This is a genomic window from Shewanella sp. SNU WT4 (assembly GCF_006494715.1).
Taxonomy (GTDB): Bacteria; Pseudomonadota; Gammaproteobacteria; order Enterobacterales; family Shewanellaceae; genus Shewanella.
On the sequence record NZ_CP041151.1, the window covers coordinates 497,581 to 511,431 of the forward strand.

Genomic DNA, 13,851 nt, shown 5'->3' on the forward strand with positions numbered 1-13,851 from the left:
TAGGGAGAGTCACTTGAAAAAAAAGCGGGTATCCATACTGGACCCGCCTTATCAATAGTGCGTTATGCGCTTAGCTTTGCAGCAATTGCTGCTGAATGAAAATCCACTGTTCATCAAAGTGATGGGTAGGTTTTAATTTAAATTCACTACGCACAAACTGGGCAATTCTGCCGTCAGCAAAGGCCAGTAATAAATTGGCTAAAATGGCCTCATCTAAATTAAAGCCTTGGCCCTCGCGCAAAGTTTTTTCCCGCAGAATTTGCTTTAACTGGGTTTCAATCTTGGCAAATAAGTTACTTACGCGGCTGCGAAGGCGTTCATGTTCACCTAACAGTGCATCGCCATTGAGCAGGCGCGAAATGCCAGGATTACGTTCAGCAAAAATGAGCAACAGTTGTAGGGTCTGTTGGCAGCGGCGCATAGTGTCTTTTTCTTCATCCATGATGATATTGATGCGCGACAGCAAAGAGTCTTCAATAAAGTCGATTAAGCCTTCAAACATTCTCGCCTTGCTGGGAAAGTGGCGATATAACGCGGCCTCAGACACACCCACTTCAGCCGCTAATTTAGCGGTAGTGATCCTCTGGCCTGGATGGGTTTCTAACATGTGTGCTAAGCACTGAAGTATGTGGTCGCGCCGATTAATTTTTTGGCTAACAGCCATGGGCAGTATCCTTCGCTCGTTAACAACTGAACAGGTTATCGGGTGCCTGAATGGCCAAACCCACCGGTGCCTCTATCTGAGCTATCAAACTCATCCACCAATTTAAACTCGGCTTGCACGACAGGGACAAACACTAATTGTGCTAAACGATCACCCACTTGGAGGGTGAATGGCTCGCTGCCACGGTTCCAGCACGACACCATTAATGGGCCTTGGTAATCAGAATCAATCAGTCCGACTAAATTGCCTAAGACAATGCCGTGCTTATGGCCAAGGCCTGAGCGTGGTAAAATCACAGCGGCTAAGCCTGGATCTGCCACATGAATGGCGATGCCTGTTGGGATAAGTACCGTTTGTCCTGGCTCTATGGTCAACTGTGTATCAAGCATGGCACGTAAGTCCATGCCGGCACTGCCTGGCGTGGCATAAGCGGGAAGCTCAAATTCGGTGCCGATACGGGAATCAAGGATCTTTACTTCAATCGGTGTTTTCATGGGGTGCTAGTATCCGGCTAAGTCTAGTTAAGCATGTTTGTGGGTGGCAATTAGGGTCAGTAATTGCTGGGCCAAGGTTAATTTATCGGTTGCGGGTAAGGCTTGCTGGCCTGTGGGCCAAATCACCTGCAGCGCATTGCTGTCAGCGTTAAAGCCTAGTCCTGCCACTGAGACATCATTGGCCGCTATCATGTCGAGGCGCTTGGCGGTCAGTTTGCCTTTCGCGTAGTGCTCAACATCTTGGGTTTCTGCTGCAAATCCCACGCAAAATGGTTTGTTGTCAAGGGCAGCTACGCTGGCCAAAATATCAGGATTGCGCACTAGTGCAAGCGTCATAGTGCTCGATGATTTCTTGACCTTTTGGGTGGCAATATCAGCCACGCGATAGTCAGCGACGGCGGCGCAACCAATGAAAATGGTCTGCTTGGCAATGTCAGCCATCACAGCGCTGAGCATGTCATCGGCGGATTCGACATTAATGCGCGTCACTCCGCTAGGTGTAGCTAATTGCGTCGGGCCACTAACTAAGGTCACGTCTGCGCCCATGGCTTGCGCCGCTTGCGCTAGGGCATAACCCATTTTGCCTGAGCTGTGGTTTGAAATATAGCGTACTGGGTCAATCGCTTCGCGGGTTGGCCCAGCAGTAATCATAATCTTTTGGCCGGCTAATAACTGCGGCGCAAAAAAGGCTTCGGCCTGCTTAGCAATTTCTAATGGCTCGAGCATGCGCCCAGGGCCAATTTCTCCGCAAGCTTGCGAGCCGCTCGCCGGTCCCCATAAATGGATGCCGCGTTGGCGTAAATTGCTGAGATTGGCCTGAGTCGCGGCGTTGATATACATCTGCTGATTCATGGCCGGACACAAGGCGATAGGCGCTGAGGTTGCTAATACGCAAGTAGTAATCAGCTCATCGGCCATGCCAGCATTAAAGCGCGCAATTAAATTAGCCGTGGCTGGGGCGATAATCATTAAATCGGCCCAACGCGCCAATTCAATATGGCCCATAGCCGCTTCTGCGGCAGGATCGAGTAAATCACTAGCGACTGGATGACCACTTAAGGCTTGTAAGGTCAGTGGCGTAATAAATTCTTTCGCCCCTTGACTCATGACGACTCGCACTTCGGCGCCACGCTCTTTGAGGCGTCGCACTAGATCGGCGCTCTTATAGGCCGCGATACCGCCACCGATACCTAACAGAATTTTCTTATTACTCAGACTCACGCACTGTCTCTCGCGCTGCAATGTATGGCGCTAACCTTATCACAAAGCTGAAGGTGAGTGGGATACTTGGCGTGCAAAATCGCGGTGTACGCACAGGGCGAAACGCAGCTAGTGATAATTCAACCATACTTGAGTTTATATAAAGAGCGTTTTGGGTAAGCTATGACCATAAAAGATTGGCCTGAAGGTGAAGGTCCCAGAGAAAAATTGCAAAAAGCGGGACCGCAGTCGTTGTCGGATGCTGAATTATTAGCCGTTTTATTGCGAAATGGTCTGCCTGGCACCAGCGCAGTCGAGCTTGGACGACAATTATTGACACATTTTGGCGGTTTAAGGGCAATATTCTGCGCAACACAGGTGCAGGTGTGTCGACTTCCGGGGATGGGATCGGTAAAATACGCGCAGTTGCAGGCGGCGGCAGAAATTTCTCGTCGCATCGCCCGAGAAAAACTGCATCGAAGTCAGATTTTGTCAAATCCTGATTTAACTCGGGAATATTTAATGCGACAATTGGCAGATCGCGCCTATGAGGTGTTCGCCATCTTATTGCTCGACAGTCAGCACCGAGTAATTCAGTTTGTAGAATTATTTCGTGGAACGATTGATTCAGCGTCTGTCTACCCCAGAGATGTGGTGGCCTTAGTGTTGGAAAAGCAAGCCGCTGCTGTCATCATTTGCCATAATCACCCGTCTGGTATCGCCGAGCCCAGTCAGGCAGATAGGCGAATTACTGAGCGATTGAAAAACGCGTTAACAACGATAGACGTAACCTTGCTAGACCACATGGTTGTTGGGGATCGTGACATAGTGTCGTTTGCAGAACGAGGATGGATAGCATAACTATTGCTTGATCTTTCCTCGTCTATGCTGTATAAAATGCGCCCTTCGTGTGCCTCGGGCGACGGCCATTCGATGCACATTAATGCTCGAGCGTTAAATTTGTTTTTTGGAGAAGATTGACATGTCAAGAGTATGCCAAGTAACTGGCAAGCGACCAATGGTTGGTAACAACCGTTCGCACGCAAAAAACGCGACCCGTCGTCGTTTTTTACCAAACCTGCAAAACCATCGTTTTTGGTTTGAAGAAGAAAAGCGTTTTGTTAAATTACGTGTATCTACTAAAGGTATGCGTATTATCGACAAGAAAGGTATCGAAGTAGTTGTTGCTGAACTTCGTGCCCGCGGCGAGAAGGTGTAATAGACCATGGCTAAAGCTAAAGGTAATCGTGAGAAGATCAAATTAGTATCAAGTGCTAAGACTGGTCACTTCTACACTACTGAAAAGAATAAGCGTAACATGCCTGAGAAAATGGAGATCAAGAAGTTTGATCCTGTTATCCGTCAGCACGTTATCTACAAAGAAGCTAAAATCAAGTAATTTGATTAGCGACTTTTAAAAAGCCCCTTTTAATAAAGGGGCTTTTTTTTGCCTCAATTTCACTCCCCATGACAACGAATTCACCAATACTGTAACTACCTGCATTAAAATTCTTTATTTGTGAATAATAATTCATTAGTATTGCGTGAGTAGTCATTCTGTTGGAAGGAGTTAACAGTGTCATCATTTGTGAGTGAATTAGTGGCCGGCTTTCGTCATTCGGCGCCTTATGTCAATGCCCACCGAGGGAAGACATTTGTGGTGATGCTGGGCGGCGAGGCGATTTTAGAAGGCGAATTTCGCGCCATCATCAATGATATAGCGCTGCTGCACAGTCTTGGGATCAAGATAGTGATTGTCTATGGCGCGCGCCCACAAATTGAAGCTGAGCTTGCTACGCGCGGCATGCGCTGTGATTATCACCACGGCATACGTATTACCGATGAGGTGTGCTTAAAAGTCATCAAGCAGGTGGCAGGCGCGTTAATGCTAGATATTTCGGCCTGCTTATCCATGAGCCTCAATAACACCCCGATGCAGCACGCTAATATCAACTTAGTCAGCGGCAATTATGTGATAGCTCAGCCGCTGGGCGTGGATGACGGCGTGGATTATTGCCTTAGCGGTAAGGTCAGAAAAATTGATACCGAAGCGCTGCATTGTCAATTAAATCAAGGCAACATAGTGCTGATGGGGCCGGTATGCGCTTCTGTCACTGGTGAAAGTTTTAATCTCACCGCCGAAGATATTGCCACCCAAGTGGCGGTTAAGCTTAAGGCTGACAAGATGATAGGTTTTTGTCAGTTACCTGGACTCATGAATGAAGTCGGCGAGCTTATCCCTGAAATTATGCCGAACTTGGCTCAAGGCTATTTACAGCAAACGCATCAGCAGTTGTGCCCCTCCACCCGCGCCTTTGTACACGCCAGTATTGATGCTTGTCGCCAAGGGGTGAGTCGCTGCCATCTGGTGAGTTACTTAACTGACGGCGCTTTGCTGCAGGAGTTATTCTCGCGCGATGGCATAGGCACCCAAATAGTCACAGAAAGCGCTGAAAAATTAAGGCGTGCTGACATTAGTGATATTGGCGGCGTACTTAACTTAATTCGCCCATTGGAAGAGCAAGGGGTGTTAGTGCGCCGTTCTCGCGAACAGCTAGAGATGGAGATAGAGCAGTTTGTGGTAGTTGAGCGTGATAGCTTGATCATTGGCTGCGCCGCCCTATATCCGTTTGAAGAAGATAACGCTGGTGAGTTTGCCTGCTTAGTAGTGCACCCTGATTATCGCGATGCCGATCGCGGCGCCTTGCTGCTCAATACCATCATTAACCAAGCGCGGGCGCGAGGGTATAGTCGCTTATTTGCGCTGACCACCCGCAGCATTCACTGGTTTCTTGAGCATGGTTTTGCGCTGCAAGACGTTGAAGCGTTGCCTGAAAAGAAAAAGCAGCTGTATAACTATCAACGCCGCTCTAAAATCTTGGCGCTCGATTTATTCGCGTGAAGTGTAAATCTCGATAACACTAAGCCCACGGTAGTGGGCTTAGTGGGCATTAAGGCTGAGGTCTTAAATCGTTAACTCAACACCACTTAACTCTTCAACCATTATTTAGTTTTATGTTCAGTGTTAGCCGTATGAGCATGTTGGCGCTGGCGTCGATTGTTAGCCATATCGAAGGTGAAAACCATCAGCGCGCACCAGATAAAGCCAAAGGTCACACTCTTTTCTAGGCTGAAGGCTTCGCCAAAATAAAGCACAGCTAAAGCAAACATTATGCTTGGGCCTATGTATTGGAAGAACCCGAGTACGCTCAGTGGAATGCGTACCGCCGCGCCGGCAAAGCATAATAATGGTAGGCTCGTAATAATACCGGCCGCCATAAGTAACAGATTTAAATCCCATGGGTTAGTTAGCATGCTGGCGCTACCATTGGCTGGCATCCAAGCTAAATATGCTAGTGCCACTGGCATTAAAATCGCGGTTTCTAAAAATAAGCCACTCTTAGCATCGATATTGACCTTTTTGCGCAGCAAAGCATACACCCCAAAAGATACGGCTAAGGCAATCGATACGATAGGGAGGGAGCCAAACGAAATCAGTTGCACTAGCACGCCAAGGGATGCAAGGGCGACCGCTAGCCATTGCAGTGGCCGCAGGCGTTCACTTAAAAACACCATGCCAAGCAGCACATTGAGTAACGGGTTAATGTAATAACCTAAGCTTGCATCCAGCATATGGTTATTGTTGACCGCCCAAATAAATAACAGCCAATTACCAGCAATTAAGGTTGAGGTTACCGTTAAAATGGCGAGTTGTTTTGGCCGTTTAAGCACAGCTCGAATATTGGCGGCGCCACCTGTCACTATCAATACCAGCAACATAAACACAAATGACCAAATGATCCTGTGCAGTAAAATCTCGGTCGGGCTAACGTCACTCAGTAATTTGAAATATAACGGGGCGAATCCCCACATGCTATAGGCGGCAATGGCGAGCATTATGCCTTTACGATTTTCTTGTTCGTTCATTCGAGGGTTCGTTGGGGAGAGTGGCCGGCAATTGTATGAGGATAGCCTAGGTTTGTCAGCATTAGATGCGGGTGGCCACGCTTAACACAAGACAGATGCTGTGCGGTCATTTAGAATAGTCCGCCTGATTATTGGCCCTGAGATAGCATGCAAGAGCAGCAACTAGCAGCGACGTTTGACCCAGCACAAGGCTGTTTACAGCAAGTATTTGGTTACCGAGAATTCCGTCCAGGTCAAAAGCAAGTCATAGAGACGGCGCTAGCGGGCCAAGACAGCTTAGTCGTCATGCCTACAGGTGGCGGTAAGAGCTTATGCTATCAGGTGCCGGCCTTAATGTTAGGCGGGCTGACGATTGTGGTCTCGCCGTTAATTTCCTTGATGAAAGATCAAGTCGATAGCTTGCTCCAGTCTGGCGTTGCTGCCGCCTATCTTAATTCTTCACTGCCCCGCGAGCAGGCCGCCGATATTTTTAGGCAATTGCGCCAAGGCGAATTGACCTTGCTGTACGTGTCTCCCGAGCGCTTACTGCAAGGGGATTTTCTGAGCCGCTTGAATGATTGGCATGTGCGCTTATTTGCCATTGATGAGGCGCATTGCATTAGCGAGTGGGGCCATGATTTTCGCCCAGAATACGCTGAGCTTGGCATTTTAAAGCAAACCTTCCCGCAAGTGCCGTTAATGGCGCTCACTGCCACCGCAGATCAAGCCACTCGCACTAGTATTTGTCAGCGCTTGAACATAGCGCCATTTATTTCATTATCGAGTTTCGATCGCCCCAATATTCGCTATACAGTGGCAGAAAAACTCAATGCCGCCAATCAGTTAAAGCAGTATATTAGTGGTCAGGCGGGGGCTAACGGTATTGTTTATTGCTCCAGTCGCAAACGGGTAGATGAAGTGGCGCAGCGTCTTAGGCTGCAAGGCTTTAATGCCGCCGCTTATCATGCAGGCTTAACGCCGGACGAGCGTGCGCAGGTACAAGATAAATTCTTAAAAGATCAGGTGGAGATAGTAGTAGCTACCGTCGCCTTTGGTATGGGCATCAATAAATCCAATGTGCGCTATGTGGTGCATTACGATATCCCCAAAAGCATTGAAGCTTATTATCAAGAAACTGGTCGTGGTGGCCGCGATGGTTTAGATGCCGAAGCCTTTATGCTGTTTGATCCCGCCGATATTAATCGGGTACGCCATTTTGTGGAGCAGTTGCCAGAAGGCCCGCAAAAGCAAGTGGAGTATCACAAGCTTAATTCTATGGCGGCCTTTGCCGAAGCGCAGACTTGCCGCCGCCAAGTGCTATTGCATTATTTTGATGAAAGCGCGCGTGAGCCCTGTGGTAACTGCGATATCTGCTTAGATCCACCCACCCAATTTGATGCCAGCCTTGATGCGCAAAAAGTATTGTCGTGCATCTACCGCTTAAATCAGGGCTTTGGGATTAATCATGTGATTGAAGTGCTGCGCGGCTCCAAGGCGGCGTCAGTATTAGATAGAGGCCACGATAAGCTTTCAACCTGGGGCATAGGTAAAGACAAGAGCCATGAGTATTGGCTCAGTATCATACGCCAGCTCATTCATTTAGGTTTGGCCAGTCAAGATGTGACTCGCGGCTCACGCCTGCGGTTGAATGCGCCCGCGCGCCCCATTTTAAAAGGCGATCAAACTTTGATGCTGGCTGAGCCTAGGATCATCATTACTGCGCCAGTTAAACGCAGCACTCGCGCTAAAGCGCCGCTTAACTATGACAGACGCCTATTTGCGCGCCTTAAAGTATTAAGGCGCCGACTGGCAGAAGATCATGATGTGGCACCGTATCTCGTGTTTAACGATGCGAGCTTAGCTGAAATGGCGGCGATGATCCCAACCACAGCGGCTGAAATGCTTGCGGTGAATGGCGTGGGCCAGCGTAAACTTGAACGTTTTGGTGACGCCTTCCTCGATGAAATCACTGCCTTTATCAGCGGCGAATAGCTTACTCACTCAATTCTGGCTTAAGGCCTGCGCCAATCAGTTAAAAGCCATTAGTCGAAAGCAATAAGTTAGAGACTATCAATGCAAGAGAGGCACCTCTCTTGCAAATTCCTACTAACACGCTCCTTTGCGGACAAACATCACCATTAGCATTAACCCCGCACTCCCGGTTCTTAGATCATTCACGCCGCGCATCATTGTTGCGACAAATGCTGACATCTGCTTGGTTATGTAAACAAGATGAAAAAATGAGGCTTGACACTTAATAGCTTTGCAGGTTAAAAACTATTCAATGGTTTTTATTTTGGCGCGCGCTGATAGTTAGGTGCCTGCTACCACGGACTTAATCTAATGCCGAGTGTGAATATTTTATTACTCCTTAGCCTACTAACTCTCGCAATGACTGCGCGGAGCGTTTAGTGCTACCAAGATGAAATATTCTCCTCACTAAACCCCGCCAGCCTAGCGGGGTTTTTTTTTCCGCCGCGGGCTACTAACGATAAAGATTACAGCTAGATGGAGAGTGCTATGTCTAACCAGGTCATCATTTTTGATACCACATTACGCGATGGCGAGCAGGCGCTAGCCTCCAGTTTGTCGGTCAATGAGAAATTGCAGATAGCACTGGCACTTGAGCGTCTAGGTGTGGATGTGATGGAAGTGGGTTTTCCGGTGTCATCGCCTGGGGACTTTCATTCAGTGCAAACCATAGCGCGCCAAATCCGCAATAGCCGGGTTTGCGCCTTAGCCCGCGCCTTGGAAAAAGACATAGATGCCGCGGCAGAAGCGTTAAAGGGCGCGGAACAGTTTCGAATTCATACCTTTATTTCAACTTCTACCATCCATGTGGAAAGTAAGCTGAAACGCAGCTTTGATGATGTGCTGGCTATGGCGGTGCATGCGGTCAAATATGCCAGACGCTTTAGTGAGGATGTGGAGTTTTCTTGTGAGGATGCGGGCCGTACGCCGATAGATCATTTATGCCGCATGGTGGAGGCGGCGATTAACGCCGGCGCCAAAACCATTAATATTCCAGATACCGTGGGCTATACAGTGCCATCGGAATTTTCTGGGATTATTCACACCTTGTTTAATCGAGTGCCCAACATAGATAAAGCCATTATTTCAGTGCATTGCCATGATGATTTAGGCTTGTCTGTGGCCAACTCAATTGCGGCGGTGCAGCAAGGAGCGCGCCAAATTGAGTGCACAGTCAATGGCATAGGTGAGCGCGCGGGCAACTGCTCGCTCGAAGAAATCGCCATGATCTTAGCCACCCGCAAGGACTTGCTTGGGCTGAGTACGCAGATAAATGCTAAAGAAATCCATCGCACCTCGCAGTTGGTGAGCCAGCTGTGCAATATGCCAGTGCAAGCCAATAAAGCGATTGTCGGTAGCAATGCTTTTACGCATTCATCGGGCATACATCAAGACGGCATGTTAAAAGCCAAAAACACCTATGAAATCATGACGCCAGAGAGCATAGGTTTAAGTCGCAACAACCTGAATATGACTTCGCGCTCAGGTCGGCATGTGATTAAACATCGCATGACCGAAATGGGTTATCAAGACAGTGATTATGACCTCGACAGCTTGTATGACGCCTTTGTAAAGCTTGCCGATAAAAAGGGCCAAGTGTTTGATTATGATTTAGAAGCCTTGGTATTTATTGGCGCTCGCCAGCAAAGTGATGACCATTTTGCGCTGTCCCAGTTACAAGTGACCTCAAATACTAAGGCTGGTATTGCTACTGCAACTATTGATTTGATGTGCGGCGCGCAATTAGTGCAAACCAGCGCTGAAGGCGTCGGCCCAGTCGATGCCACCTATAAAGCCATCGCCGCTGCCAGTGGTCGGCCAATTGAATTAAACAGCTACAAGTTAAGTGCTAAAGGCGAAGGTCAAAATGCCTTGGGGCAAGTAGATATTAGCGCGCGTTATCAAGCCCAGAATTTTCATGGTGTCGGCTTAGCCACAGATGTGGTCGAGGCCTCGGCGCAGGCATTAATTCATGTGATGAACTTAATTTGGCGGGCCGATATGGTCGCCAGCCAAAAACAACGAATTCAAGAACACAGGGAGATGGGAACGGTATGAGTTATCAAATAGCAGTATTAGCTGGCGATGGCATTGGCCCAGAAGTGATGGTGGAGGCACGTAAAGTCTTGGCAGTAGTGGAAGCTAAGTTTGGCCTAGATATTGAGTACAGTGCATATGATGTTGGCGGTATCGCCATCGACAATCATGGCACGCCGCTGCCAGAGGCCACACTTAAAGGTTGCCAAGCCAGTGACGCCATTTTATTTGGCTCTGTTGGCGGCCCGAAGTGGGAAGGCTTACCACCTTTACAGCAACCAGAACGCGGCGCCTTGCTGCCACTGCGCGCCCACTTTGAGCTCTTTTGTAATTTACGCCCAGCAAAATTGCACTCAGGGCTTGAGTCATTATCGCCACTGCGCGCCGATATCTCAGCCCGCGGCTTTGATCTTATGTGTGTGCGTGAGCTAACTGGCTGCATTTACTTTGGTCAGCCTAAAGGTCGCCAAGGCGCAGGCGACGCGGAAGAAGCCTTTGATACCATGCGCTATAGCCGCCGTGAAATTCGCCGCATTGCCAAAATTGCCTTTGAAACCGCGCGTAATCGTCGCGGCAAAGTGACGTCGGTGGATAAGGCCAATGTGCTTACTACCTCAGTGCTGTGGCGCCAAGTGGTGGAAGAAGTCGCCGTGGATTATCCGGACGTGACCCTTGAACACATCTACATAGATAACGCCACTATGCAGTTGCTGCGCCGCCCCGATGAATTTGATGTGATGCTGTGCTCCAACTTATTTGGCGACATTATTTCTGATGAAATGGCCATGCTTACTGGCTCCATGGGATTACTGGCATCCGCCTCCATCAATGGTACTGGCTTTGGTTTGTTTGAACCTGCGGGTGGCAGCGCCCCGGATATTGCAGGTCTTGGCATTGCTAACCCCATAGCGCAAATTTTGTCGGCGGCATTGATGCTGCGTTATAGCTTAAAGCAAGAAGCTGCTGCACTTGCCATAGAAGCGGCCGTAGCTAAGGCGTTGCAACAAGGCGTAGTTACCCGTGAGTTGGCGCAACATGGCCAAAGCTATAACACGGCGCAAGTCGGTGATTTTATTGCTCAAGCGATTAAGGAGGCTCACTAATGGCGCAAACTCTGTATCACAAAGTCTGGCTGCAGCATTTAGTGGCAGAACCTGCTGGCGAAGCTGCCATCTTATATGTTGATAGGCATTTAGTGCATGAAGTGACGTCACCGCAAGCCTTTGCAGGCCTTAAGGCGACGGGGCGGCGCGTACGCGCGCCTCACAAAACCTTTGCCACTATGGATCATAATACCTCGACCCGCAGCGCCAGCCTTGATGCCTTAAGCAGCGAAGCGCGCATTCAAGTGGATACCTTGGCTGATAATTGCCGCGAGTTTGGCATTCGCTTATATGACATTCATCATCCCAATCAAGGGATAGTGCACGTCATGGGCCCAGAGCTTGGCATTACCTTACCCGGCGCTGTGATTGTTTGTGGTGACTCCCATACTGCCACCCATGGCGCCTTTGGTGCTTTAGCTTTTGGCATAGGCACCAGTGAAGTTGAGCATGTGTTAGCTACGCAAACTCTGCGCCAGCAAGCGGCTAAAACCATGAAGATTGAAGTCACAGGTCAGTTAGGCGCAGGGATCACCGCTAAAGATCTGGTGTTAGCCATCATAGGTAAGCTTGGGCACGCAGGTGGCACTGGCTATGTGGTGGAGTTTTGCGGCGAAGCCATTCGCGCCTTGTCGATGGAAGGGCGCATGACTGTGTGCAACATGGCGATAGAAATGGGCGCTAAGGCGGGCATGATAGCCCCAGATGCCACGACTTTTGCCTATTTAGAAGGGCGCGAATTTGCCCCTAAAGGTGAGCAATGGACTGAGGCCGTGGCGGCTTGGTCTAAGTTGCACTCAGATACTGATGCTCGCTTTGATGCTTGCATTAGCTTAAATGCTGCCGATATCGCGCCGCAATTAACTTGGGGAACCAATCCCGGGCAAGTGGTCGCCATTGATGGCCGAGTGCCAGACCCTAGGGCAGAAATAGATGAAGCTAAGCGCGCCACTATGCAAAAGGCGCTTGATTATATTGGCTTAACGCCAGGCACCTTAATGAGTGAGGTCGCCATTAATAAAGTCTTTATTGGCTCTTGCACTAATTCGCGCATTGAAGATTTACGCGCCGCGGCGCTGGAAGCTAAAGGCAAGCAAGTGGCCGCTGGGGTTAGCGCCATCGTTGTGCCGGGCTCTGGGCAAGTAAAAGCCCAAGCTGAGACTGAGGGTCTAGATAAGATTTTTATCGACGCTGGCTTTGAGTGGCGCTTACCGGGTTGCTCCATGTGTTTAGCCATGAATGATGACAAGCTTGAAAGCGGCGATCGCTGCGCTTCTACCAGTAATCGCAATTTTGAAGGGCGTCAGGGGCGTGGTAGTCGCACTCATTTAGTGAGCCCAGCAATGGCGGCGGCCGCTGCTGTGGCTGGTCATTTTGTGGATATTCGCACTACCGTCAAGGAGCAATAAGATGCAGGCTTTTACTAAAGAAGTCGGGTTGGCTGTGGTGCTTAATAACGCCAACATAGATACCGACCAAATTATCCCTAAACAGTTTTTATCAAAAGTGACCCGCGATGGCTTTGGCGTGCATCTATTCCATGATTGGCGCTACTTGGATGATGCAGGGCTAGTGCCTAATCCTGAGTTTGCCCTCAATCAGCCAAGATTTGATGGCGCTTCAATTTTAATTGCGGGGGATAACTTTGGCTGTGGCTCGAGTCGCGAGCATGCGCCTTGGGCTTTGGCTGACTTTGGCTTTAGAGCTGTCATCGCCTCATCTTTTGCGGATATTTTTTACTCGAATGCCATCAATAATGGGTTGTTACCTGTGGTGTTAACGGCCGCGGAAGTGCAATTACTGATTGATGATGTCGAGGCCGTGGCTGGCACTTTAGTCAGTATCGATTTGGCGGCGCAAACTGTCACATCGCCAACGCGGCGAACATTTGCATTTGCCATAAATCCAGCGAATAAGCAGCGCTTATTAAAAGGGTTAGATGCCATAGGTTTGAGCTTAGAACATGAGAAAAGCATCGCTAACTTTGAAGCGAATACTCAGGTTTGGTATCGATAGTTTAAGCGTACACTTGTACCTAAGTTAGATGGAAATGCCAGTAGATTTAGCTAGCGCTAAAGCTGCTGGCATTTTTGTTGGCGACCTTTTTTTGCCAACTTGTTGATTTTTAAGTGGTGTGACACTTGTTGTGCTTCTGTTGTTTTCTGGTGCTAGTGAAATATGCTAATCACATGGTTATTTTTTAATAAACAGCTGTTTTGCCTATGTGTTTTTGTTTTTACTTTTTTAAACAGTAAGTTATGTCTGTGCTGGTTGCTTGGTTTATGGCGCTTAGCGACGTTAAGCGCGTTTTCGTACGCTGTGTTTTGGCGTCAATGGTGATAGTGGTCACTGATTTTGCTGTCAAGCCGCTCGCTGCCAGAGGATCATCCTGTTTTAATGCGAATGCTTGCAAAGA

General features: G+C 48.8%; 13 protein-coding genes. 9 read left to right on the plus strand and 4 right to left on the minus strand.

What is annotated here, in order from left to right:
• Positions 1 to 70: 70 nt before the first annotated feature.
• Genes slmA through coaBC form a run of 3 tightly spaced genes read right to left on the minus strand, consistent with a single transcriptional unit; the run spans position 71 to position 2,379 of the window.
• Positions 71 to 664 (minus strand): nucleoid occlusion factor SlmA, encoded by a 594-nt coding sequence (slmA, locus tag FJQ87_RS02275; protein ID WP_140930311.1) that lies wholly within the window; start codon positions 662 to 664, stop codon positions 71 to 73.
• 35 nt (positions 665 to 699) lie between these two features.
• Positions 700 to 1,158 (minus strand): dUTP diphosphatase, encoded by a 459-nt coding sequence (gene dut, locus FJQ87_RS02280; RefSeq protein WP_140930312.1) that lies wholly within the window; start codon positions 1,156 to 1,158, stop codon positions 700 to 702.
• 27 nt (positions 1,159 to 1,185) lie between these two features.
• Positions 1,186 to 2,379 (minus strand): bifunctional phosphopantothenoylcysteine decarboxylase/phosphopantothenate--cysteine ligase CoaBC, encoded by a 1,194-nt coding sequence (gene coaBC, locus FJQ87_RS02285; RefSeq protein ID WP_140930313.1) that lies wholly within the window; start codon positions 2,377 to 2,379, stop codon positions 1,186 to 1,188.
• Positions 2,380 to 2,541: 162 nt separating this feature from the next.
• Here coaBC and radC point away from each other — a divergent pair, with 162 nt between their 5' ends.
• The 4 genes from radC to argA all read left to right on the plus strand — a co-directional run bounded on the left by radC (position 2,542) and on the right by argA (position 5,260).
• Positions 2,542 to 3,219, plus strand: coding sequence for a DNA repair protein RadC (gene radC / locus FJQ87_RS02290; RefSeq protein ID WP_140930314.1), 678 nt, complete (start codon positions 2,542 to 2,544; stop codon positions 3,217 to 3,219).
• Between the two features lie 121 nt (positions 3,220 to 3,340).
• Positions 3,341 to 3,577, plus strand: a complete 237-nt coding sequence (gene rpmB / locus FJQ87_RS02295; protein ID WP_140930315.1) for a 50S ribosomal protein L28 — start codon at positions 3,341 to 3,343, stop codon at positions 3,575 to 3,577.
• Between the two features lie 6 nt (positions 3,578 to 3,583).
• Complete coding sequence (gene rpmG, locus FJQ87_RS02300) at positions 3,584 to 3,757, plus strand: 50S ribosomal protein L33 (protein WP_007651290.1); 174 nt, start codon at positions 3,584 to 3,586, stop codon at positions 3,755 to 3,757.
• Between the two features lie 177 nt (positions 3,758 to 3,934).
• Positions 3,935 to 5,260: an amino-acid N-acetyltransferase gene (argA, locus tag FJQ87_RS02305; protein WP_140930316.1), complete on the plus strand. Its 1,326-nt coding sequence runs from the start codon at positions 3,935 to 3,937 to the stop codon at positions 5,258 to 5,260.
• A gap of 101 nt (positions 5,261 to 5,361) precedes the next feature.
• Here argA and rarD read toward each other — a convergent pair whose 3' ends face one another.
• A complete protein-coding gene (gene rarD / locus FJQ87_RS02310) occupies positions 5,362 to 6,285 on the minus strand; it encodes an EamA family transporter RarD (protein WP_140930317.1) in 924 nt (307 codons plus the stop codon).
• 147 nt (positions 6,286 to 6,432) lie between these two features.
• Here rarD and recQ point away from each other — a divergent pair, with 147 nt between their 5' ends.
• From recQ to leuD, 5 genes are all read left to right on the plus strand, one after another.
• Complete coding sequence (recQ, locus tag FJQ87_RS02315; RefSeq protein WP_140930318.1) at positions 6,433 to 8,256, plus strand: DNA helicase RecQ; 1,824 nt, start codon at positions 6,433 to 6,435, stop codon at positions 8,254 to 8,256.
• 528 nt (positions 8,257 to 8,784) lie between these two features.
• Positions 8,785 to 10,353: a 2-isopropylmalate synthase gene (gene leuA / locus FJQ87_RS02320; protein WP_140930319.1), complete on the plus strand. Its 1,569-nt coding sequence runs from the start codon at positions 8,785 to 8,787 to the stop codon at positions 10,351 to 10,353.
• Positions 10,350 to 11,435: a 3-isopropylmalate dehydrogenase gene (gene leuB, locus FJQ87_RS02325; RefSeq protein WP_140930320.1), complete on the plus strand. Its 1,086-nt coding sequence runs from the start codon at positions 10,350 to 10,352 to the stop codon at positions 11,433 to 11,435. Before leuA ends, leuB begins: the two co-directional genes overlap by 4 nt.
• The gene (gene leuC, locus FJQ87_RS02330) at positions 11,435 to 12,844 is read left to right on the plus strand and encodes a 3-isopropylmalate dehydratase large subunit (protein ID WP_140930321.1); all 1,410 of its coding nucleotides are present in this window, start codon (positions 11,435 to 11,437) and stop codon (positions 12,842 to 12,844) included. The genes leuB and leuC overlap by 1 nt, the downstream gene beginning before the upstream one ends.
• Position 12,845: 1 nt before the next feature.
• Positions 12,846 to 13,451: a 3-isopropylmalate dehydratase small subunit gene (gene leuD / locus FJQ87_RS02335; protein WP_140930322.1), complete on the plus strand. Its 606-nt coding sequence runs from the start codon at positions 12,846 to 12,848 to the stop codon at positions 13,449 to 13,451.
• Positions 13,452 to 13,851 lie beyond the last annotated feature (400 nt).